General features: G+C 48.0%; 19 protein-coding genes, 2 rRNA genes and 1 riboswitch. Of the genes, 14 read left to right on the top strand and 7 right to left on the bottom strand.

All coding sequences use genetic code 11. The features are described from left to right. The 5 genes from DFQ00_RS27260 to DFQ00_RS27240 form a co-directional block, all read left to right on the top strand. Positions 1 to 95: ribosomal RNA gene (locus DFQ00_RS27260) — 23S ribosomal RNA — on the top strand; the annotation flags it as partial. Positions 96 to 194: 99 nt separating this feature from the next. Continuing rightward, positions 195 to 311: ribosomal RNA gene (gene rrf, locus DFQ00_RS27255) — 5S ribosomal RNA — on the top strand. A gap of 208 nt (positions 312 to 519) precedes the next feature. Then, positions 520 to 1,143: a deoxynucleoside kinase gene (locus DFQ00_RS27250; RefSeq protein WP_110899565.1), complete on the top strand. Its 624-nt coding sequence runs from the start codon at positions 520 to 522 to the stop codon at positions 1,141 to 1,143. Next, positions 1,140 to 1,796: a deoxynucleoside kinase gene (locus tag DFQ00_RS27245; RefSeq protein ID WP_110899564.1), complete on the top strand. Its 657-nt coding sequence runs from the start codon at positions 1,140 to 1,142 to the stop codon at positions 1,794 to 1,796. Before DFQ00_RS27250 ends, DFQ00_RS27245 begins: the two co-directional genes overlap by 4 nt. A 255-nt stretch (positions 1,797 to 2,051) precedes the next feature. Next, positions 2,052 to 2,534 (top strand): hypothetical protein, encoded by a 483-nt coding sequence (locus tag DFQ00_RS27240; protein ID WP_244214012.1) that lies wholly within the window; start codon positions 2,052 to 2,054, stop codon positions 2,532 to 2,534. A gap of 260 nt (positions 2,535 to 2,794) precedes the next feature. Here the strand turns inward: DFQ00_RS27240 and DFQ00_RS27235 are convergent, their stop codons facing one another. The 4 genes from DFQ00_RS27235 to thiM all read right to left on the bottom strand — a co-directional run bounded on the left by DFQ00_RS27235 (position 2,795) and on the right by thiM (position 6,321). After that, complete coding sequence (locus DFQ00_RS27235) at positions 2,795 to 3,541, bottom strand: MerR family transcriptional regulator (protein ID WP_110899563.1); 747 nt, start codon at positions 3,539 to 3,541, stop codon at positions 2,795 to 2,797. Positions 3,542 to 4,034: 493 nt separating this feature from the next. Continuing rightward, positions 4,035 to 4,700: a thiamine phosphate synthase gene (thiE, locus tag DFQ00_RS27230; RefSeq protein WP_110899562.1), complete on the bottom strand. Its 666-nt coding sequence runs from the start codon at positions 4,698 to 4,700 to the stop codon at positions 4,035 to 4,037. After that, positions 4,700 to 5,512 carry a bifunctional hydroxymethylpyrimidine kinase/phosphomethylpyrimidine kinase gene (thiD, locus tag DFQ00_RS27225; protein WP_110899561.1) on the bottom strand — a complete coding sequence of 271 codons (813 nt, stop codon included), beginning with the start codon at positions 5,510 to 5,512 and terminating at the stop codon, positions 4,700 to 4,702. Before thiD ends, thiE begins: the two co-directional genes overlap by 1 nt. Next, complete coding sequence (gene thiM, locus DFQ00_RS27220; RefSeq protein ID WP_110899560.1) at positions 5,509 to 6,321, bottom strand: hydroxyethylthiazole kinase; 813 nt, start codon at positions 6,319 to 6,321, stop codon at positions 5,509 to 5,511. Before thiM ends, thiD begins: the two co-directional genes overlap by 4 nt. Positions 6,322 to 6,796: 475 nt before the next feature. Beyond that, positions 6,797 to 6,899: riboswitch (TPP riboswitch) on the bottom strand. A gap of 212 nt (positions 6,900 to 7,111) precedes the next feature. Here thiM and DFQ00_RS27215 point away from each other — a divergent pair. Together DFQ00_RS27215 and DFQ00_RS27210 are read left to right on the top strand one after the other, a co-directional pair. Next, complete coding sequence (locus tag DFQ00_RS27215; protein ID WP_110899571.1) at positions 7,112 to 7,993, top strand: radical SAM/SPASM domain-containing protein; 882 nt, start codon at positions 7,112 to 7,114, stop codon at positions 7,991 to 7,993. 352 nt (positions 7,994 to 8,345) lie between these two features. After that, on the top strand, positions 8,346 to 9,014 hold the full coding sequence (locus DFQ00_RS27210) for a pectate lyase (RefSeq protein WP_174812328.1): 669 nt from the start codon (positions 8,346 to 8,348) through the stop codon (positions 9,012 to 9,014). A 162-nt stretch (positions 9,015 to 9,176) separates the two neighbouring features. On the opposite strand, the gene DFQ00_RS27205 is transcribed toward DFQ00_RS27210, so the two are convergent. Beyond that, positions 9,177 to 10,139: a copper amine oxidase N-terminal domain-containing protein gene (locus tag DFQ00_RS27205; RefSeq protein ID WP_167433856.1), complete on the bottom strand. Its 963-nt coding sequence runs from the start codon at positions 10,137 to 10,139 to the stop codon at positions 9,177 to 9,179. Between the two features lie 190 nt (positions 10,140 to 10,329). Between DFQ00_RS27205 and DFQ00_RS27200 the strand changes: the two genes are divergently transcribed. The 5 genes from DFQ00_RS27200 (at position 10,330) to DFQ00_RS27180 (ending at position 18,790) form a co-directional block, all read left to right on the top strand. Next, positions 10,330 to 12,726, top strand: a complete 2,397-nt coding sequence (locus DFQ00_RS27200) for an outer membrane protein assembly factor BamB family protein (protein ID WP_167433855.1) — start codon at positions 10,330 to 10,332, stop codon at positions 12,724 to 12,726. A gap of 131 nt (positions 12,727 to 12,857) precedes the next feature. Further along, a complete protein-coding gene (locus DFQ00_RS27195) occupies positions 12,858 to 13,676 on the top strand; it encodes a methionine ABC transporter ATP-binding protein (RefSeq protein ID WP_110899557.1) in 819 nt (272 codons plus the stop codon). Further along, positions 13,666 to 14,334 carry a methionine ABC transporter permease gene (locus DFQ00_RS27190; RefSeq protein ID WP_110899556.1) on the top strand — a complete coding sequence of 223 codons (669 nt, stop codon included), beginning with the start codon at positions 13,666 to 13,668 and terminating at the stop codon, positions 14,332 to 14,334. The genes DFQ00_RS27195 and DFQ00_RS27190 overlap by 11 nt, the downstream gene beginning before the upstream one ends. A gap of 142 nt (positions 14,335 to 14,476) precedes the next feature. After that, on the top strand, positions 14,477 to 15,313 hold the full coding sequence (locus tag DFQ00_RS27185) for a MetQ/NlpA family ABC transporter substrate-binding protein (RefSeq protein WP_110899569.1): 837 nt from the start codon (positions 14,477 to 14,479) through the stop codon (positions 15,311 to 15,313). 384 nt (positions 15,314 to 15,697) lie between these two features. Beyond that, a complete protein-coding gene (locus DFQ00_RS27180; protein ID WP_244214011.1) occupies positions 15,698 to 18,790 on the top strand; it encodes a hybrid sensor histidine kinase/response regulator in 3,093 nt (1,030 codons plus the stop codon). Between the two features lie 28 nt (positions 18,791 to 18,818). Here the strand turns inward: DFQ00_RS27180 and DFQ00_RS27175 are convergent, their stop codons facing one another. Both DFQ00_RS27175 and DFQ00_RS27170 read right to left on the bottom strand, forming a co-directional pair. Next, on the bottom strand, positions 18,819 to 19,493 hold the full coding sequence (locus tag DFQ00_RS27175; protein WP_110899554.1) for a response regulator transcription factor: 675 nt from the start codon (positions 19,491 to 19,493) through the stop codon (positions 18,819 to 18,821). 77 nt (positions 19,494 to 19,570) lie between these two features. Next, complete coding sequence (locus DFQ00_RS27170; protein ID WP_110899553.1) at positions 19,571 to 20,419, bottom strand: helix-turn-helix transcriptional regulator; 849 nt, start codon at positions 20,417 to 20,419, stop codon at positions 19,571 to 19,573. A gap of 158 nt (positions 20,420 to 20,577) precedes the next feature. Here DFQ00_RS27170 and fabF point away from each other — a divergent pair, with 158 nt between their 5' ends. Both fabF and DFQ00_RS27160 read left to right on the top strand, forming a co-directional pair. Then, a complete protein-coding gene (gene fabF / locus DFQ00_RS27165; protein WP_110899568.1) occupies positions 20,578 to 21,816 on the top strand; it encodes a beta-ketoacyl-ACP synthase II in 1,239 nt (412 codons plus the stop codon). 356 nt (positions 21,817 to 22,172) lie between these two features. Beyond that, a complete protein-coding gene (locus DFQ00_RS27160; RefSeq protein ID WP_110899552.1) occupies positions 22,173 to 22,592 on the top strand; it encodes a hypothetical protein in 420 nt (139 codons plus the stop codon). The last annotated feature ends 13 nt before the right edge of the window (positions 22,593 to 22,605 follow it).

Here is a 22,605-nt window from a genome sequence, read left to right as displayed (position 1 = left end):
AAGACCCCTTGAAGACGACGAGGTAGATAGGCTGGGGGTGGAAGTGCAGCAATGCATGGAGCTGACCAGTACTAATCGGTCGAGGGCTTATCCAAATAAGCAAGCTAATGAGCGTAAGTTTCGTTTCGAATCTAGTTTTCAGAGAACAACACTCTGAATGATATGGAAAGAAGATAAACTTCGATCCAATCGCGTTTGGTGGCGATGGCGGAGGGGTTCCACACGTACCCATCCCGAACACGACCGTTAAGCCCTCTAGCGCCGATGGTACTTGGACCGCAGGGTCCTGGGAGAGTAGGACGCCGCCAAGCAACTGGAAGACACACTTGATGAACATTAGGTGTGTCTTTTTTTATTTTTTTTGATGTATACGATATGAGAATACAGGACATGTCTTTCCGTTTGGACTTCTTTTATACATAAAATACTGCCCTTTCCATGGACTAACCTGTGATACAATAGGTGGGGTCTATATATAAATACGGAACACGCATATGTACGAGGAGGAAAAGTAACACCATGAAATCAGCCCCTTTTATTGCCGTTGAAGGTCCGATTGGAGCGGGAAAAACAACGTTGGCCACGATGCTTTCCCAGGAATTAAACCTTCCTCTGGTTAAAGAAATTGTTGAGGAGAATCCATTTCTGGCCTCCTTTTATCAAAATATTGACGAGTGGAGCTTTCAGCTTGAAATGTTTTTCCTGTGCAACCGATTTAAACAGCTGGAGGACACGGGGGCACATTTTATTAAGCAGAACAGCCCGGTTATTTCGGATTATCATATCTACAAAAATATGATTTTTGCTGAACGTACTTTAAAAGGAACAAAGCGGGATAAATATCGCCAAATTTATCATCTGTTAACAGATGATTTGCCAAAGCCGAATCTGGTGCTTTACATTGAAGCTGAGCTCGATACGCTAATGTATCGGATTAACAAACGTGGACGTTCGTTTGAGCAAAATATGGACCCGGCATATATGAAGCAATTGATCGCTGATTACAAGACAGGCATGGATACTCTCGCAAAAGGAGAAAATCCGCCACTTATTCTAAAAATTAATGCGGAGCAGCTTGACTTTGTGCAGTATCCTGAGCATTTCAGGCAGATCGTTAATCAGGTAAAGGAGCTTATGATATGAATAACTATGGCATTCCAGCGAATGCATTGATTACAGTAGCAGGAACAGTAGGTGTGGGGAAATCGACATTAACAGCAGCGCTTGCCGAGCGTTTGAATTTCAAAACCTCTTTGGAGCAGGTGGATCATAATCCGTATTTGGAAAAATTTTATCATGACTTTGAACGCTGGAGCTTCCATCTGCAAATCTACTTCCTCGCAGAACGGTTTAAAGAGCAGAAGAAAATTTTTGAGATGGGTGGCGGGTTTGTACAGGATCGTTCGATCTATGAGGATACGGGCATTTTTGCACAGATGCATGCGGATCAGGGAACGATGTCGGCTACTGATTTTGAGACCTACAGCAGCTTGTTTGAAGCAATGGTTATGACGCCTTATTTTCCACACCCGGATGTTCTGATTTATCTGGAAGGCAGTCTGCCTTCGATTCTGAACCGAATTACGGAGCGTGGACGTGAGATGGAAATTCAGACCGACCGCTCGTATTGGGAGCATATGCATGAACGCTATTCGGTGTGGATTAACCAGTTTACTGCGTGTCCTGTGCTGCGTCTGAACATTGACGAATATGACGTGCATGACCCAGCATCGCTTGATGCTATTTTGGAGCAGATTGCGGCTGTTATACAGCCTTCTCAAGAAGCTCAGGTATAATAATCGTTTGAACCTCTGGGTCCAAACGATGGGAAATAGACATCTCTTTTACAGTGAAATCAGGCTGTAGAAGGGGTGTTTTTTTAGTTAAGTCAGCAGTGAAAAATGTGTATCAGGTGAGAGAATCTTATCAGATAGAGTTACATATGGGTAAAGAAAGTAGAAAATTGTTGAAATTTGAAGCTTTATGTGGTTTTATAGTAAAGGTGAATTATGGAAAAATAGTATTAAAATGACTCAGGAGGGAAAGACATCGTGGAAAAAAAACAGGGAATTACAATCGGGATGCCGATGATCGGTGGTTTGATTGCTGCCATACTGGGAGGTGTGGTATGGGCTGCGGTTGCAGCTATGACGGAGTATGAGGTTGGGCTTATCGCCATACTGGTAGGGGTGCTGTGCGGTTACGCTGTAGTGCTGTTCTCAAACAAACAAATTGCGACGGTACACAAAATCATTGCTGTAGCATTCTCACTCGTAGGTATTCTGTTGGGCAAGTATTTGACGGTTGTATATTTTACAGCGGAGTTGTACACGGATATGGGTGTGATGAGTCTGATGTTTAAAGGAGAAATGATCAGTGCGTTTGCAGAAACATTCGCGGAATATTTCAGTGAGCCCATTGATCTGTTGTTTGTCGTTTTGGCTATCGTCTCTGCTTGGCAGATTCCAGGCCGGATGGCGAAAACAAGTATGGCAGCAGAGGCTCAGGCCCCGAATCAAGCACCTGGAGCTTAGGAGACAGGTCAAGCTGATACGGAATGCAAATGCAGAACACGATTTAACAGGAAGATGTAAAAAAGTATTCGGAGTGAGCTTCATTAAAAGGGCTCATATTGCGGCCGTGATACTTTAATTACTTCTTAAAGGGTAAGGACGATACGCCATAGGCGTAACGTCCTTTTTTGATGTGTATTTTGATAATGCAGATCATGTCATGACTGCAACTGGCTCGGCGTTCTAGAGCAGGGGTATGAATGAAGGAGACCCTTGGGAAGCTAGTTGTCGATGAGGTCTGCAAATACGGCCATCGCCTGGCACATAAACGGTGCCAGTCCCTCGCCAAATTGATCCATATTTCGGGTGAAGCGTTCATCTTCTACATACATTTGACCAAGTCCTTTGAAGGCAGCTGGAGTGTAGTTTCCAATCTGATTCAAATATATATACCATTGCTTGATCTCAGCCTGGGCTGCTGCGGAATCAGGTGCCGTGTGGCGAAGTGCTGCCAAGCGTGCCAAAATATCGTTCATTTGGTTAGCCAGTGCTTTCTGTTTGTCGGCGGGCTGCTGCTGTAATTTCTGATTGGCCTCATTCACGGCGTGATCCCCCCAGCGTTCGCGCGCTTCTTTTTCGTAAGGGTTATGGCTGAAATCGAAGCCTTGGAATTGTTCTTTGGCAGTCATCTTAATTTCTCCTCTCAGGTGCAATACGGTTTTATCAATGGTTGCAATCATTTGGTCCAGACGCTGACGTTTGTCCAGCAATATGAGCCTGTGCATATGCAGTGCTTCCTCCGCGCTGAAGGAGGGGTCATCTATTATATTTTTGATTTCTTTCAGGGAGAAGCCGAGCTCTTTGAAAAATAAAATCTGCTGCAACCGTTCCAGATTGGCATCGGAATACATGCGATACCCGGCAACGGTAATCTCATCCGGGACGAGTAGCCCGATCTCGTCATAGTGATGCAGTGTGCGCACACTGATGGAAGCCAGTTCGGAGACTTCCTTAACTTTCATGGACATGAGTAAGACCTCCTTACTACATGAATTGTACAGTGTCACGTTACGTGAGAGTCAACATGCAATTTGCGGAAGGACGTGTCTATGATGGGCTTCAATATGAGATACATGCACAGTAAGGATTCATCAGTTAGAGGGCTGGTGCTGTGAGGCCCATATATATGTGTGGAGTTCGGGAGGGCAAGTGGCTGAATAGGTTATAAGGAGAGACGGGGTGCAGAAGTGTGAATGTAATGGAGGTGTAGAGATAACCGTGATGAGAAGAAGAGAGTGAGGTAGATAGACACTGAAGGGGCGTATGAGAAAGCGGAGTGTGAAGAGGGGAGGTTAAGACAGGAGAGATTATAGGAGAGCTGGAGTTGGAGAAAGGAAGCAAGGGGCATGAATAGTAAGGGTGATGGAAGTGAAATAAACATGGGGGAAGCAAGTGAAAGAAAGCAAGATGCAGAAGTGCATGGATGCATCTTGCTTTTTGTTGGGTGTTCGGGGAGCGCGGCTATGCCTGCTCCCCGGACACGATCGCAGCGAGCTGTGCAGCCGCTGCGCGTACATCGGCCGCACCCGCGATGGCGGAGATGACGGCTACGCCGTCGGCTCCAGCCGCCATCACGGCGGCCGCGGTATCGGGCGCAATGCCGCCGATACCAACCACCGGAACTGCGATGCCTGCGGCGCGCAGTTCCGCAACCCCTGCGGGGCCCAGCACGGCGTGGGCATCCGCTTTGGAGCGCGTCGGGTACATCGGCCCGACGCCAACATAGCTTGCGCCCGCCTGCACGGCACGGCGGGCCTCAAGGGCGGAGTGGGCGGATACGCCAAGCATCCGCCCTTCTCCGATGCGGGCGCGTACCAGCGCCGCGTCCGCATCGCCCTGGCCGACATGCACGCCGTCGGCCTCCACCTGCACAGCCAGCTCCATATCATCGTTCACGATGAACGGCACCCTGTGCTGGCTGCAAACCTTGCGAAGCCGCCACGCAAGCGCGACGCGGGCTTCGCCTGCCAAGGCTCCAGTTCCCTTCTCTCGGAACTGGAACATCGTAATGCCGCCAGCAATCGCCTGGTGCAGCACCTCCACCGGGTCACGCGTCGTATTGACGCTGCCCATCACCAAATACAGACGCAGCGCGCAACGCACCGCTTCGGTATCCCATGCTCGCATCAGCGCTCACCCCGCTGTCTGCGCTGGTACGCAAAGTGATTCGTTGGTCCGTGTCCGGCCCCGATTCCCAGCTCATCTTCGATGGCTGCCTGGATAAACGCGCGCGCGGTTGTAACGGCATCCACAACAGCCGAGCCCTTGGCCAGTTCGGCCGTTATGGCAGCAGAGTATGTGCAGCCGGTTCCGTGGGTGTGACGTGTCATTACACGCCGGTTCTCCAGATAATGAAAGGCCTGTCCGTCATACAGAACATCTACAACCATGCTGCTCCCAGCGTCATGTCCTCCTTTGATCAAGGCATACGTTGTGCCCATCTGCACTAATTGTTTCGCGGCTTCTTCGCGTTCGCTCAAACAGCTAATGCTCATGCCTGTAAGCAGCTCTGCTTCGGGGATGTTGGGCGTGGTAATCAGGGCATGAGGCAAAAGCTCCTGAATGAGAGCCTGCACAGCTTCCTGCTGAAGCAGCGGCGCTCCGCCTTTGGCTACCATTACCGGATCAATGACCAGATTGGACCAACCGTATTGTCGCCATTTAGTCGCAACGAGATGAATGATCTCGGCATTATACAGCATGCCGGTTTTGACTGCACGTGGCTCAAAGTCTGCTCCTGTCGAATCAAGCTGCTGAGCAATGCCAGCGTAGCTGATGGGAAATACCCCTTGGACACCGGTTGTGTTTTGTGCTGCAATCGCTGTAATCACCGTCATCCCGTATACCCCGAGCTCCTGAAAGGTTTTGAGATCCGCCTGAATACCCGCACCACCGCCGTTGTCGGCACCTGCTATTGTTAAAGCCTGGGCTACACTCATCGTACACCTCCACGAATCTGACGGATCTGTGCATGGGCTGACAACAGCTCGGGTGTCACCTTTGCAAGCTGGTTTAATAACTCGATCTGGAAGCTGCCTGGACCCAGTTGAGCGGTTAGAGCGGCAGCTTGTTCAGCTGCAACACCGTAAAATGAAACGGCCTGGGCAATGCTGCTCAGTAAATCATCTCCCGGCTGGGCGACGGCGGCAAAAGCACCAACGACCGAGCTGAGAAGGCATCCCGCGCCAGTGACCTGCGTAAGCAGCACATGTCCGTTGCTGGCGATAAACGTCTGATACCCGTCTGTGATGATATCGTACTGACCTGTAATGACAACAATGCATTCAAGCTGCTGTGCAGCCCGCTCGGCGATACTGATGCGATCGCCCTCACCTGCTCCCGCATCGACACCTTTAATAGTCCAGGGGACGCCAATGACATGGGCTACCTCGGCCACATTCCCGCGTAATACAGTCAGACGAAGGTCACGGACAAGCTGCTGCACCGTCTCGGTACGATATGCAGTCGCCCCGGCACCGACAGGATCAAGCACAACAGGTACATGATTTGCATTAGCGGACTGACCTGCCAGGCGAATGGAATGAACCACCTTTTCATCTAACGTACCAATGTTCAGTACAACTGCACCAGCAATACGTGCAACGTCAGCAACCTCTTCTTGTGCGTAGGCCATGAATGGAGAGGCTCCAAGGGCGAGTAGTCCATTGGCAGTGAAAGGAGCTACCACCAGATTCGTAATGTTATGAACCAAAGGATTAAGTGCGCGTACACGCTCAAGATAAGACATCTCATTACCTCCTTGATCTAAAATGAATGGCAGGGTGACACAAACAGGTATTGTACAGACCATTACATAGGTGAACCTGCAATACGGCTGGTTTATGCCTGAATCTCTATGAACATCCGCTTTGTACTCCAAAGTTTCTAAGGTCATACCAGGGAAAGCTGTACATTCATCTGGCTGTTATTCTCCCGATCACAACAGCCTCTTTAGAGCTTTTTTGTGAAGCTTGTGTTTGAGCTGTTGCTTCCCTGGTTTTGAACTTTGTTCAGAGCCAAACGTCGCTCCATTTCGATCACTCGCTCCAGCCATTTAACTACTGTTTTTAAGGTTCATACGCGGCGAGAGCAAGCCTTTCATAAACGTAAACCATGCGATGAGAACACAAAAAAAGCTCCACTCATTTCCAGAGGAAATGAGCGAAGCTATAGAGGTTTAACTAACGTTGGAAACTGCCAAAACCATGCAGAATCCATTACCAATAAGAGCCGCTCCACTTCCCTCCGCTGGTATGATCCAGATCAGGTTCAAAGGGTCCGAATGAATAAATTCGTCTCAGCCGTAAGGCTCCCCCAGTGTGATGTGCAACAAAATATGCAGTTATGATCCAAGCATATATCACATGTGTCCAGAATGTAAAGGGGGATGGGGCATGACGCTGATTTGGCGACGCTGCGGTTTACCGATTTACCTTCGCTCGTTAACCCGATATAATGGGGATTGGCCCACATGGCCGTATCACGAATGAGGGTAGGAATTGTTTCACGTTTCCTCCCGGCAGAATGGGGACCCGGAGTTGAAAACATTCAAGAAAGTATATATCGAGATCACTAGCATCTGTAATCTGGCATGTAGCTTTTGTCCACAAACAAAGCGCGCCAAAGGATTTATTGACCCTGAAGTTTTTAATCATATATTGGATCAGATCAAACCGCACACCAAACATATTTACCTGCACGTCAAAGGGGAGCCCTTGCTTCATCCCAAAATTGACCTGCTGCTGGATTCCGCTCATGCGAAGGGATTCAAGGTTAACATCACAACCAACGGTACGCTGCTGCCGAAGACACAGCATAAACTGCTGGGCAAGCCTGCACTGAGACAGATGAATTTCTCTCTGCACAGTTTCGACGGACATGAGGGATCGACAGATCGCGATGGCTATTTGGCTAATATTCTGTCGTTTGCTCGTGAGGCTGTGAAGCATAATGTGATCATTTCGTTCCGCCTGTGGAATCTGACACAGGATAATTTTACAAATGCCCAGATGAACCGAAATCGGGAAACCCTTGAGGTGCTGGAGCGTGAATTCAATCTGGATTTCCGTATCGAAGAGAAGGTCGTTCCGGGCAGCGGTGTAAAAATTGCACCCAATGTATATTTGAATCAGGATCACGAATTCCAGTGGCCGAGTCTGGATGCACCCGAAGATGATGGCAAAGGCTTCTGCCATGCGCTGCGCAGTCAGGCTGCGGTGCTGGTGGATGGAACGGTTGTTCCGTGCTGTCTGGATGGAGAGGGCGTCATTAACCTTGGCAATATTCATGAGCAGTCCTTCTCTGAAATAGTGGACGGGGAGCGGGCTAACAATCTGGTATACGGCTTTTCGAAACGGGAGGCTGTGGAGGAACTGTGCCGCAAGTGTGGATATCGCCAGCGGTTTGGCACGGGTGCTTGAGGCTGGATGACTCTATGCCCTTCGGATTTTGACCGATTTGAGAGATGAGACCCTATTGTCTGTAAGCAGCCAATAGGGTCTTTTCTGTTATTCTGCCTTATGAAAAAGGGGTAAAAGCAGCATATTGCTAGTTAATATCGGTACATATCAATTGAATTCGAATGCTAGGAAGTGGAGACTACATTTAATTCTTTGCTGGAATTGGTAAATCTAATCCAGGGATTATTCCTGTAATCCTCCTTTTTTTGTATGGTTGGATCAGGCTCCGTACAAGGGGTGAGCCCGCAGGGTGCCTGTAGACAAGCCAGCGGCTTGTTTATCAAATTACTTAAATTAAGGGAGGATGTTGATGATGAAAAAAATGTTAACGCTCTTGCTGTCTGCCGGTCTTGTTGCTTCCATATTTGGTGTAATGCCTGCCGCGGCTGCGCCAACCGTCGTCAATTCAACGATCGTTGTACCGAAGGGCACGACCTATGATGGACAGGGGAAAACCTTTGTAGCGAATCCCTCTACATTAGGTGACGGTTCTCAAGCGGAGAATCAGAAGCCTGTATTCCGGCTGGAAGCAGGGGCAACTTTGAAAAATGTTATTATTGGTGCACCCGCAGCGGATGGTGTGCATTGTTACGGCAGCTGTAATATTTCCAACGTTGTATGGGAAGATGTAGGCGAGGATGCATTGACACTGAAATCATCAGGAACCGTTAATATTACCGGCGGAGCAGCGTATAAGGCTTACGATAAAGTGTTTCAGATGAACGCTTCGGGTACGATTAATATCAAAAACTTCCGTGCGGATGATATCGGCAAGCTGGTGCGGCAAAATGGAGGAACCTCCTATGCGGTTAACATGACACTGGATAATTCCAACATATCCAACGTGAAGGATTCCATTATGCGCACGGACAGCAGTGTATCTCAAGGGAAGATCACGAACACACGTTACTCCAAAGTGCCAACGCTGTTCAAGGGCTTTGCTTCAGGCAAGACGAGCCAGTCCGGAAATACACAGTATTAACGCACGCTTGCAGTAAAAAATAAAGAAGCGGCTGAAGTTCAAGTACCACCTGCTCAGCCGTTGAGGAGAACCAAATAAAACGGGATGAACCAGTCAACATGGCCTCATCCCGTTTTGATTTGGTTTGTTTGGTTACAGCCATGAATCTGTATCCATATCGAATTACTTCTCTCCAGGCACCTCAACGAACAGTTTGCCTTGGGATGGAGCAGCAGAACCGCTATCCAAGGAGCCGGATTTGTTCATGATCTCATAAGCGGTTTCCTCCAGCATGCGAGAATATTTGAAGGATACGAGCGTTTTTCCGGCTACAGATGGACGGGTTCCTGCCTCGGCAACGGGTTTTGCCTTGATAAAGAACAGGTCACCAATGGTTCCGGCTTGTTTGCTCAGATTGGCTTGCCATTTCAACAGTGCATTTCCGTTCTCCATCGTATAATAACTGACCAGATCATTATCCTCTATCGTGAAGAAGCGGTCCTTCTGACCTTGTTCAAAAATATACGCCGTTGACGCATCGACGGGTCCAAGCGGATTGCTTACCTTCAGGCGAGGCTGACCGAGATCCGAAAATTGAGGCAGCTGTATTGCGGCTTCACGAGCCGCAGTCAGATCAGAGTTGTTGTAATCTTTTAATAAGTCGGCATTCGTATTATAAATATAAGCTTCCTTGGCGGCTTGATTCCAGCGTACCTGTGCGCCAAACGTTTCACCGATCGCCCGAAGCGGCAGCATCGCTTTTCCCTTAACGAGAATTGGAGCTGAGGACAAGGAGGCCATCTGTCCATTCTTTTTCATCGTTTTGCTATCCGGTGTAAGCACGTATTGGTCAATGCCAGCGGAGATTCTGATTTGTTTGCTTTTATTATCGTAACCAAAAGTATAATCTCCAAGGAATTGCAGTTCAGTTAATGCAATGTACGTAACACCTTGGCGGATGACCACATCATATTGTGCAGGCATATTGTTAATATAAGCCGCTGGTTTAACTGTGGTGGCTGCTTCAGCCACTGAAGGGGTGAACAGTGCAGGAGCTGCTCCTGCGGTCAATATCGAGGCGGCCAGCATCATCTTCCATGTTTTCTGCTTCCAACGTGTGCTGTGTGATGGGTTTGTTGTGTTCATGTTCATTCTCCTTTCAATTTCATTAGACGGACTGTTTATCCCAAAAGTTGCATATTAATGGAATACTCATTAGATATTAACCCAAAATCTGTATGATAACCTTCTGAACGCAGGGCGAAATCATATAGTAACTTTTGAGAGAGACGGAACGTCTTATATGGAAATAAATTCTATTGGGGGATGGGTAGACGTGAAAAAAGGACCTGATCGCAGAACATGGTTTTACACATGCACAACGTTAACTGGAATAGCGGCTGTGTTGCTGAGCGGAACGATGCTGTCGGGTACCCGGACAACGTTAATGGATGGACAGGTTCAGGATTCCGCATCACAAACGTTGGAGGCAAATGCCCATACACAAGTCCCGAGCACCGCTTGGACTACCTCAACGTTATCTCATTCGCCAGCTCCAACTTCAATCGAACCCATTGCAATCAAAGGAATGACGGAGCGGAATATTCACGTACCTTACAAGAAAGGCGAAAAAGTAACACTGAGCGACGGTCTGCCGTTATTTAGCGGACCGAAGGATCACCGTACTGCAACCGATCAGATGAAGATTACACATCGCACATCCAGAGCGGAGAAGTATACCTTCGCAGCGGTTCAGGGCGAATGGATCAAGATCAAAACCAAGGAGCAAGATGGCTACTGGCTGCCCGGCTGGTATGTGCTCAAGCAGAGCCGCAGCATGACAGAGACATCCCCCAGGACGTTCAACGTTCGAACCGGAAGCAAGCTGCATTTGACTCCAGACAGTACAGCTATCTGGCCCTCCAGCCAAGCGAAGCTAAACGAAGCACTGATTGTCGCAGAATGGAAAGAATGGTATGGCGTAACGATTGCCCCGCGCAATTGGAAGACTGAATCAAGCGATTATCATCATGTGCTGCTATGGATCAGGAAAACCGATATTACGGACCAGACCCCTGTTACCGATGGATGGTTTACGAGAGAACAGCCCTTGTCATTGCCCTTCATTCAGCTTCTTGCCGATACCAAGCTGAGCCAGGCCACAACCTCCAAGCAGGCCGTGAAGTGGTTGGGCGAGCCGGATTGGAAGGAACATTCGAGAAATATGAAGGATACAGGATATACGATGCAGCTAGGACAAACCTGGAGATATGAGCGCCAGGATGCACATCTGCTGCTGACTTTTAATCCAAAGGGCAGGTTGATTGAGATGCGGTGGAATAAGCCAGCAGATCCGGGGAATGGTGAGCCCTACTACCGGGACTACGGTCGCTTTGATGTATTTTCTTACACGACTGAAATCGCTGGCAGGGTTTTGCCGCAGACACTTCCCTGGAAGCCTGAATGGGTGAATCAGGGGGATTTGAATTATACCTTTTTGCAAGCGGGTACAGAGGATGTTCTCCTAATGAAGGGAGATGACGGCGGATTTAGCGGTATGCACTTCGAGAGCTCATACTATGCGCTGAATCGGCATACAGGCCAATTGCTCTGGAGGATACACAGCGGTGCTGGCCTTGCCCAAGCGTTTATCAATAACAAGCGTGATGCGGTTACGTTATTCACAAGCTATGACACCGACCATAAAGAATATCGGGACCGGGTGAGGCACATCGGCCTCAAGGATGGAAAGCTTCGATGGGAATATAAGCACGAGGCGCTGGCAGTGAAAGGGATCAAGACGGCTCAGGATGTGGTCATTGTGGATAGCTCTGTTGCTGATGGCTCCACGAACGGACGGATTCATGTGCTGAATAGTTCAAATGGTAAGCGGTTATGGAGCAAAAAGCTGACTACAGGTTATCGTTTGCTGAATCGAAGCGCAGACGAGCCTTATGTTCTGTACTGGGATCAAGACCAGCTCACTGCAGCAGACCCCATGACTGGACGGATCGTATGGCAGATTGAAGCTGCACAATCATCGGAGATGAGTCATATTGAGAACAACTCTTATTTTGATGGCGTGGATCGTTATGATCCGTTTGGCACGGTGTCCCTTGAGCGATGGATGCCACTCGATCATCAGTGGGTGCTGCTTGATCTGAATTCAGGCAAGAAGTTATCGCAATTTCCTGTTCATGCAGGCCAGGAATTAGAGGTGCTGAATGATGGCATGGTGCTGATTCGGGATAATCAAAAAGGAGACCAATACGGTGATTACGAGGATTTCAGAACATCTTTGTTTGATCCGAAGACAGGAGAGCTTCGGTGGACACGTGACGTAAAGCTGCAACGGGGGTTGGTTGAAGGGGAGCAGCTATACATCATCATGAACGGCTATCCTGCCGCTGTGGATTACAGGACCGGGAAGACGCGCTGGAGTGCGAAGAGAGCGCTCGGCTCAGCTAAATATACGACGAATCAAGGCAGCTATCTGATCATCGGAGATCGGCTTTTGCTTCCGCTGAATGATGATTTACTGGTGATGCACAAAAGGGAGGGTACACTGCTAGGGTGTGTACACGATGTTGTTATGGGTACACCGGAGCATCGGGATCGTGAGGCTAAAAATGGCATGATCAACCAGATTGGCAATAAAGTGTACATCGGATCAGCCAATGGTCGTTTCCGGGTCTTGCCAGCCAGTGGTTTTGAAGGAGAAATCTTACCCTAAAGCTTGTCTGACTGGTGATGTTGTTTTATTATATATGAACAGGATTGCTCGCGCTCCGGATATCGGCTGTGCGGGCTTTCTTCATGTGTTCTGGGAAGAACCATGGTTGATCATTCACGGGAGGAATCTCCATGATTTCATTAGATGGTGTAAGCAAAAGATTCTATGAGCGCGGTTCCCGTGCAGATCAGGGATATGAGGCGTTACGTTCTGTTTCTCTCGAAGTGAAGCAGGGGGAGATTCATGGCATTATAGGTTCCAGTGGGGCGGGCAAGTCTACTTTGCTGCGGATGCTTAACGGACTGGAGCAGCCTGATGCAGGCGATGTTATCGTGAATGGCCAGCATCTGACCCGAATGAGTGACCGTGCATTGCGACAGGTACGCCAGTCTATTGGCATGATCTTTCAGCACTTTAATCTGGTCAGCAACAGAACGGTGCTCGGTAATGTAAGCATGCCGCTGGAGCTTGCCGGGGCATCACGTCCAGAGCGGCGCGAGCGAGGACTTGAAGTGCTGCGCTTTGTCGGACTGGAAGAGAAAGCGAGACAATACCCGGCCCAGCTGAGCGGAGGACAGAAGCAGCGTGTTGCCATTGCCAGAGCACTGGCCAGTCACCCGGCAGTGCTGCTCTGTGATGAACCTACATCCTCTCTTGATCCCCAGACAACGGGAGGAATTCTGGAGGTGCTCCGTCATGTGAACGAAACGATGGGCGTGACGATTGTGCTGGTTACACATGAGATGGAAGTGGCTCGGCGATTATGCCACCGGATCTCCGTGATGAGGGAAGGGCAGCTCGTCCGCACACTGTCTGAATCCGAGGTTAACCGTATTCCGGCTCCGCAGCCAGATATGCTCACTTCATTGCTCGAAGGCGATTCATGGGCTGGCACAGGTTCGGATACGCAGCGTTTGAAGGAACAGGAGGACAACGAAGATGTTACCTGAGTCGGTGCTGAAATATCAGCATGAAATCTGGCAGGCCATTGGAGAGACCTTTGTGATGGTTGGTATTTCCATCGCAGCAGCGGTATTGATTGGCCTGCCGCTTGGCACACTGCTGTATCTGTGTCGCAGAGGTCAACGATATCAGAATCAGGTATTAACTGTCGTGCTGGGCAGTCTGGTGAATATCATTCGTTCGTTTCCATTTCTGCTGCTGGTGGTGTTCCTGATCCCGTTCACACGTATGATTGTAGGCACATCCATCGGTACGTTAGCGTCAACGGTGCCCTTGTCGGTCATTGCGGTTGCTTATTACGCTCGGCTGGTCGAGCAGGCTCTGCTGGATGTACCTAAGGGAGTTGTTGAAGCGGCGTCATCCATGGGGGCATCGACGGTACAGCTTGTCGTGAAATTTCTGTATGTGGAGGCGCGCTCAGGTTTGGTGCTTGGGCTTACCACCGCAACGATCAGTTTTATTTCCTATTCTACGGTCATGGGCATTGTTGGCGGCGGCGGGGTGGGTGATTTTGCTATTCGTTACGGTTATCAGCGCTTCGAAACGGAAATTATGATATTTACGATTATCATTATGATTATTCTGGTGCAGATGATTCAATTGACAGGCAGCGGGCTATCACGCTGGCTTGATCGGCGATCCTGAGGAACGCAGCGACAGTATGGAAGTACAGGAAGCACAGCAGGACTTCGATTCGTCAGAAAGACAGATTCTAGAGAAAACCAATTGCGATGATGAGATCGCCTGTAATGACTATCAGATTATACAGAGAAGGGGTAAATATTTAATGAAAGCCAAATTAATGCTCATGCTGCTCGCAGTTATGCTGGTTGTATCTGCCTGCGGCAAAAAAGAAGAAACACCTGCGGCTGAGGGCACCAAGCAGGAAGCACAAGCTGGACAGGCAGTTACACTGAAAGTAGCAACGTTGATTCCACCAATGACCGATGTACTTGATATCGTTAAACCACTTCTTAAAGAGGATGGCGTGAATCTGGAGGTTGTGGTGCTGTCAGATAACGTACAACCCAATACAGCACTTGCCAACAAGGAAGTAGACGCGAACTTTTTCCAGCACGTGCCTTATATGAAGCAGTTTAACGAAGCGAACAATGCCAATCTCGTTCCTGTACAGCCCATCTACAATGCAATCTATGGGGGGTACTCCAAAACATACAAGTCCATAGATGAATTGCCTGAAGGTGCAGTCATTGCGATTGCCAACGATCCTTCTAACATTGGACGCTCTCTGGTGATGCTGGAGCAAAATGGTCTGATCAAGCTCAAAGAAGGTGTAGGTTTTAACGCTACGCAAGCGGATATCACAGAGAACAAAAAGAACTTCAAGTTCAAAGAGGTGGATCTGTTGATGCTTGCCCGTATGATGGACGATGCAGATCTGGTAGCCATGACTCCGGCCTATGCCAGCCCGCTCGGTCTGACACCGAAGAAGGATGCGTTGCTGACGGAAAAGGATGATTCCCATTTTGCCATTACACTCGTAGCCCGTGAGGATAATAAAGATTCTGAAGCGATTCAGAAGCTGGCTAAACGAATGGCGGGTCCTGAGGTTAAAGCCTTTTTTGAGAAAAACTACGCGGATATTGCGATCCCGGCATTCTAGATGTTCCTTATTCAACAGAGATCCGAGCCATGCTGCTCGGATCTTTTTTTTATTTGTCGTTTATGAACGAGTCGCGTAGCGCGGAATACATGTTAGAGGAAAGGAGGCAAGTTTGGCCAAAAACAGATCAATATCTGCAATTGAATACAAGGGTTTCACGTAATATGATTGATTATTGTTGAGGTGAAAGTTGTGGATGTGGTTTGTCTTTTTTTGTATTAAGTTCTACTGAAGTCGTAACTTGGATGGTGAAATTTGCTGCGCGATCTGGTTTTAAATTTTACGTTAATACTGATTATTGTCTTTCTGGTTCATCACTATCTAAATCAATTGAGCAATCGACAGGAATTGTCGTTTACCTCAAAAGTGATTATAGGTATTTCTATGAGTATGTTAGGCACAGCTTTGTACTATTTCTCGATTGTATTAAAAGATGGTACGATATTAAACTTTCGTTCTATTGTTTATCTTTTGGCTGCGTACTACGGTGGAGGAGGAACGGCATTTATTACGTATGCTGGCTTATGGATGTTTCGGATAAACGTAGGAATGTGGCCCTCGATTGAGAATTGGGAGTATGCGATGTATGAGGGAATATTTGTTCTAATCATTACGCTGAATTTCAGGTATATTGATGGCTTTATCCACCGCTGGATATCCGGGTCATTGCTGCTGATTTCAGCTTATCAGTTGACCACGTTAATTACCTCTTATCCTTCGACCCTCCAAAGCAGGGGCATACTCTTGATATGCCAGTTCCTCTGCATGCTGCTGCTTGTATTATTCATCTATTATCTCAATCAGAATCATCATTACAGACATCTGGTGGTCCAGAAGGAGCAGGAGATGATCAAGATGCTTCGTATGCAGCCAGGATTTACGTTAAAATTTCGCAAGGCTAACGGGAAATTTGAATTTCTTTTGCTGGAAGGCGAGATGTTGTCACAGCTTGGAATGGATATGCAAAGTCTGGAGGAGAGTTTGCAGCTGGGCACGATAAACGTTCTGCCGCCGGAGAAAATTCAGTTTCTGAAAACACAGTTTAACAGGGCCTGGAAAGGTGAGTTCTTTTTTTTTGAAATCGAGCATCAGGGGAGATATGCACTCGTCAAATTGGGGCCATATGTAGAAGATGAAGTGGTGAAATATGTCATTGGATACGGACTTGATATTACAGAGCATCGAGCGGTCAGACGCAGAGTTCAGGAGAGCGAGGAACGCTATCGTATGCTGGAGCGAGTATCTGCGAATTGGGTGGCGGGTCTGGACAGCAGAGGTACAATCGTGTCAATTAATCAGAAGTTTCTTGATGTTCTTCAGGCAGGAAGCGAGCAGGTAATCGGTCGTGAGCTTGGCGACTTGCTTGTGATGGAGAAATCGGAATGCTGGTTTGCGGTTTTGAAGAACGTACTGTCATCCGGAGCTACGCAAGAGACGGAGTTAATCTTCCGTATAGGGGAAAGTGAAGAGCTGCATGTTCGCGTTCATCTGCATCCGCTCAAATCATCGAGGTCTAAAGAGAAGATTAGAGCTGTTTTTCAGGATATTACAGATCAGCACAGACGTATGAAGGCCGATAAGGCAAGTCAGGCAAAGAGTGAGTTTCTGGCATTAATGAGTCATGAGCTGCGGACACCGCTGAATAGTATTACCAGTTTCAGCTCTTTGTTACAGCGAACGGATCTTACCCCGCAACAGCTGGATTATGTGGGCAAAATCATGATTTCCTCTCAGTCCTTGCTCACCCTGGTCAAGGATATCCTGGATTTTTCGAAGATTGAAGCCGGGAGATTCAATGTGGAGCATGTTCCTTTTTCATTGGAAGGGGTTTTTAAACGTGTGGCGGATCAGATCAGCACAGCTATTGGGCATAAGGATATTAAGGTCATTTTCCAGACTGATTCCGATCTGCCTTTAACGGTGCTTGGTGATCCATTTCGACTGGAGCAGGTACTTATCAACCTTCTGGGCAATGCAATTAAATTCACGGATCAAGGGTACGTGATCCTGCATGTCGAAGTGCTTGTACTTGAAGAAAAAAGTGTCGAAGTGCGTTTTGAGGTTCAAGATACAGGAATCGGGATTTCATCCGAACAGATGGAGCGTTTGTTTGAGCCCTTTAGTCAGGCTGAGCCGGCAACGTATCGAAAGTATGGTGGCTCTGGATTGGGCTTGGTTATTTGTTATCTCCTTATCACCTCGCTCGGGGGCAGCATGCAAGTGGAGAGTGTGCTTGGCGAATACAGCATTTTTTCTTTTGACCTGATGTATGAACTGACGGAAACAGAAGAACGATCATTCCTTCCAACCTATCCTTTATTGTATGCTGTCAATGATGTATTCATTGTGGATAGTGACATGAGAGTGGCTGAGAATCTGGAACAGATGCTGCGTTCGTTTGGTCTTCGACCGTCAATCTACGCTTCTTTTCAACAGGTGCTGGAACAGGTTAATGATGATACAGAAGCAGAGGAATCTACTTGCCTCCTCATTATGCTGGATATGGATACAGAACAAATATGCTTGGATTCGGACTGGAGCAGACTCATGGCCCGGTTAGGGAATACTCGAATTCGGGTGTTAGGATATACGCGTGCAATCAGTGAATTTGCAGTAGCCCGTGAGCAACATTACAGTGCTCCCCAGGTCATTCTGTCCAAGCCAATTACTCGTGTTGGACTCTTTGAAGCTGTGCTTGCTTGTCAGGATGAAGAGGTGCAGCAGCTTAACCCGATGCGATCAGACGATGCGCAACTTGCACAGAGTAATCGAGGCTCAATTTTAGTAGCGGAGGATCATGAGATCAATCAGATCGCCATCCGCACCATGCTGCAACAATTGGGATATGAAGTGTGTGTCGCAAATAATGGAAGGGAGGTTCTGAGCAAGCTTCACATACAGCAGTGGAAGCTGGTATTCATGGATCTGAATATGCCTGAAATGAACGGAATTGAGGCGGTTAAACAAATTCGACAAATGAGACAGTATGACCAAATACCCGTTATAGCGCTTACTGCAAACGGAGCAGCAAAGGAGCGTGAAGAATGGATCATGGCTGGCATGAATGCCGTCGTGACCAAGCCGATTGATGAGAAGCAGATCAGAGCTATATTAGATGCCTGGATTGGTCTGAAGGGCATACTTGAAATCAGGGGAGTAGAGGCTGAAAAAGCATTGAAACAGATGGATGACAAACCACATATTCTCCAGTATGCACTAACCAGGTTCTCTCTTGAATACAGGGATTTTGAATTCAAAATGCAAACCGGTCTGCGTCAGAAGAATACGGAATTCATCGTACGAAGTACGCATTCTCTTGTGGGTGTTGCTGCGCATCTACATGCTGTAAATCTGCTGCAGGCAGTGATTCGTCTGGAAGCCATGTTATCGGTTCCGTTCTCGGAAACGGAGCTGAATTTCTTGCTGCAGAAGGTGCAGCAAGAAATTGATTGCATCATCGAATCGCTACCGTGGTGATCATCATGTGCAGCATAGGGTGATTCGCTCATGGTGTGAATTTATACCCGACCCCCCATACCGTTTGAATATATTGGGGGGTTTTTGGGTTGTCTTCAATTTTTTTGCGCAGGTTCGTAATGTGTACATCTATTGTTCGATCATGGATATAGGCATCAATCCCGCGAATAGCCTCGATCAGGGCGTATCGACTGAATACCTTGCCGGGATGAGCGACAAACAGCTTCATTATTTCGAATTCTGAAAAGGTCGTCTCGATTCTGCGATGATTCAGCAGAATGGTTCGACGAGCCAGATCGAGCGAGATTCCAGTGTCATGTTCAACCACGGGGGAACTTTTCAGCAACGTATACCTTCTCAATACAGCCTCGATACGTGCCTTCAACTCCTGCATGCTGAAGGGCTTGCAGACAAAATCATCCGCACCGTCGGTTAAGGAGCGAATACGCTCGGAGACCTCGGTTAACGAAGATATGACGATGATGGGGACTGAGGTATGTTCACGCATCAGTGCGCATGGATGCTTCTCTTTGGAATCGGGTAACAGCAAGTCCAGTAAAATGATATCCGGTCTGGTTTCAAGCTGTAAAAGGCCGCCCCAAATGGTATCAACACGACATACTTCGTACTCTTCTCCTTGTAAATACAGGGATAACGTATCACCCAGCATGTTGTCGTCCTCTATAATAAGCACTTTAGTCATGGTGTCCCTTTCTCAATCCACGTTATATAAGTGTATTGTCTATTAATGCATCATTTCTGTTCGTAGGCATGTCGTTATCAAACTTCACTGGCACGCTCCAGCAACTGTTGTAGCTTGCGCTCTGTTGAGGTTTCTGGTGCCGGAGTATAGATGCTGCAACGCAAATCGGCATTGCCCTGCACCTGTAATGAAGTGAGATCAAACAGCATCTTGCCTGCTTTGGAATGTCTGAATTCGATCCATACATCCGGAGCACTGCTTACGCTGCTTTGTTTCCATAATGTCTGAAAATCAGGATGGCGTCCTATCATGTCATTCAAAAATAAATTATACCATTCATCGTCCACATAACGACCATAATAGCCACGAAAAATAGATAAAAATCCGCTCACAAAGTCCTCCCAGTTCACCGCAAGTCTGCGTAGCTCCTTCCGATCAAATAACAGACTGATCATATTGCGCTGCTCCAGCGGAATGTGTTCAAAATTCATAAAGACCTGTGCGGCCGCTTCATTCCATCCCACAATAAAGCAGCGCCGATCAGAGATAATGGTCGGACAATATCGCAGTTCCTGCAAAATTTTCTGTAGGGACGGATGCAATTGAAGGGTATCCGGTTCGGGGGCGGGCAGATCTGAATAGTGCTCCAAAGCAAGTGAAAACAAATAGTTACGTTCATCGGCAGTGAGTCTGAGGGCAGAGGCTATGCTGTCCAGCACGGCATGAGAAACCTGAATGCCTCGCCCTTGCTCCAGCCAGGTATACCATGTGGTGCTTACCCCGGCCAATTGGGCCACTTCTTCTCTTCTCAGACCTGGAGTTCTTCGCCGGCCTCCGGCAGGTAAACCAACGGATTCCGGGGATAATCTGGCACGTTGTGTTTTCAAGAAAGCGGACAGGGCCTGTAAGCGAGTCGTTTCACTCATATCATCATTCCTCCACTTTATCATAGTAGTTATTATACTATGATAATTGACAACTTGTAATAGGATATATATACGTGGCACTATGAAGACGTAAGCATCAGGAAACAGAAAAATATAGATCGTTACGATAATTGGAAGGGAGAAGCACGGGGATGACAATAGAACGTGTTGTGATTACAGGGATGGGTGTGATCTCTCCACTCGGGAATGATGTGGATACATTCTGGAACGCATTGAAGGAAGGGAAATCGGGAATATCTTCACTCGAGCATCTGGACAGCGAATTATATAAATCAAGAATCGGTGGCATCGTTCGTAATTTTGACGGGGAAGCGCTCTTTGGACGAAAGGAAGCACGGCGTATGGACCGATTTGTGCAATTCGCTGTTGCAGCGGCCGATCAGGCGTTGATTCATTCGGGGCTTGTGCTGGATTCAATAGATCGGGAGCGTGTCGGGGTGTATATTGGCTCCGGTATAGGAGGCATCCAGACCTTGATGGAACAGGGCAGTGTATTAAAAGAGCGGGGAGCAGGGAGAGTCAGCCCCACGCTTGTACCGATGATGATATCCAACATGGCAGCAGCGGCGGTGAGCATGAGATTTGGCTGTTGGGGCCCAACGCTTTCCCCGGTAACAGCTTGCTCTATCGGCAACACGGCTATTGGTGAAGCGTTCAGGCTCATTCGTCATGGAGGAGCAGATGTTATTTTTGCTGGCGGGACGGAAGCGGCAGTTACAGAAATATCTCTTGCGAGTTTTGGCAATGCAACAGCGTTATCCGGGAGAAATGAAGAGGTTACAGCGGCAAGTCGCCCGTTTGATGCGGGCAGGGATGGATTTGTCATGGCTGAGGGTGCGGGCGTTCTGGTTGTAGAATCCCTGTCTCATGCGCGGGCAAGGGGAGCAGCTATTCTTGCCGAGGTTACAGGGTATGGGGCGACATCGGACGCTTACCACATGGTGGCAACTCATCCTGAAGGCAGAGGCGCATTTCTGGCGATGAGGGCAGCACTGCGTGATGCGGAACTGGAGCCTGGTGATATAGATGTTATTAACGCTCATGCGACCAGCACGGAGGCGGGGGATTTATCGGAAACGAGAGCGATCAAACAGCTTTTTGGCGAGGCGGCCTATCGTATTCCCATCACAGCCAATAAATCCATGACAGGGCATATGCTTGGTGCAGCCGGAGGAGCCGAAGCGATATCCCTTGTGCAAACACTGCAGCATGGCATTATTCCACCAACAATTAATCAGGAGCAGCAAGATGCAGAATGTGATCTGGATTATGTTCCGAACGCTGCCAGAGAAGCTGATCTACAGATAGGCATGTCCAACTCCTTTGGCTTTGGCGGGCATAACGCGGTTATTATTCTTCAGAAGTACTCGTCCTGAACTGACGACAGTCCGTGTTGGGTGTTACTGAGATATCTATATCGAGTACGAGATTGTAAATGCGTTAATATAATGTTATATGATTACAAGCCACTCATTCCCTGATTATGCGGGATGGAGTGGTTTTTATGTTTTATGCGCAAATAGGTACTAGTTCGCAGGTTCGATGTAAACATGATTATTGGCCCATGAAAGAGAAATTCATTTTGGTTATGATGTTCATTAGGGGTACATATGTACGTATTTTATTTGGTTTGAGTTGCCCGAATTTGGGGTATTCATTGAGGGCTGTCAAAGTCTACATGCAATTGGTTCAATCTGGATGAATAGAATTCGATGAGAAGAGGGGCATTTCATTGGATATATGGGTTACAGTGAAAAGTTTGGGGAAACGCAAGCCGGCTCTCGCCAGGCAAGCAGTCGAGGTTCCAGAAACAACCCGCACGCTTAGGCTTCTTATTGAAAGCATGGTCGAAGCACAGGTACAAGCTTTCGAGGAGAGGAGAAATACTTCGTCCATGCTTGCTTATCTTATGCCGGAGGAGATCGGAGCTCAGGGCGCTGCGGGAAAGGTTGGTTTTGGCTCGGTAAATGGCGAGGGCGTTCCTGATCTGGCCGAGGCCAAGGAGGCCGCAATACTTGCCTACGAGGATGGGCTCTACAAAGTATTTCTGAATGATCATGAGCTCGAAGCGCTGGATGAGCCTCTGTCCATTGAGGATGGTGCCGATGTGGCATTTATTCGTTTTACAATGTTAGCAGGACGTCTATGGTAGTCAAAAGCAGGAT

The sequence above is a fragment of the Paenibacillus barcinonensis genome (genome assembly GCF_003217495.1).
GTDB classification, from domain to species: Bacteria; Bacillota; Bacilli; order Paenibacillales; family Paenibacillaceae; genus Paenibacillus; species Paenibacillus barcinonensis.
The sequence above is the reverse complement of the archived record's forward strand: the minus strand, read 5'-3'. Positions and strand labels throughout refer to the sequence as shown.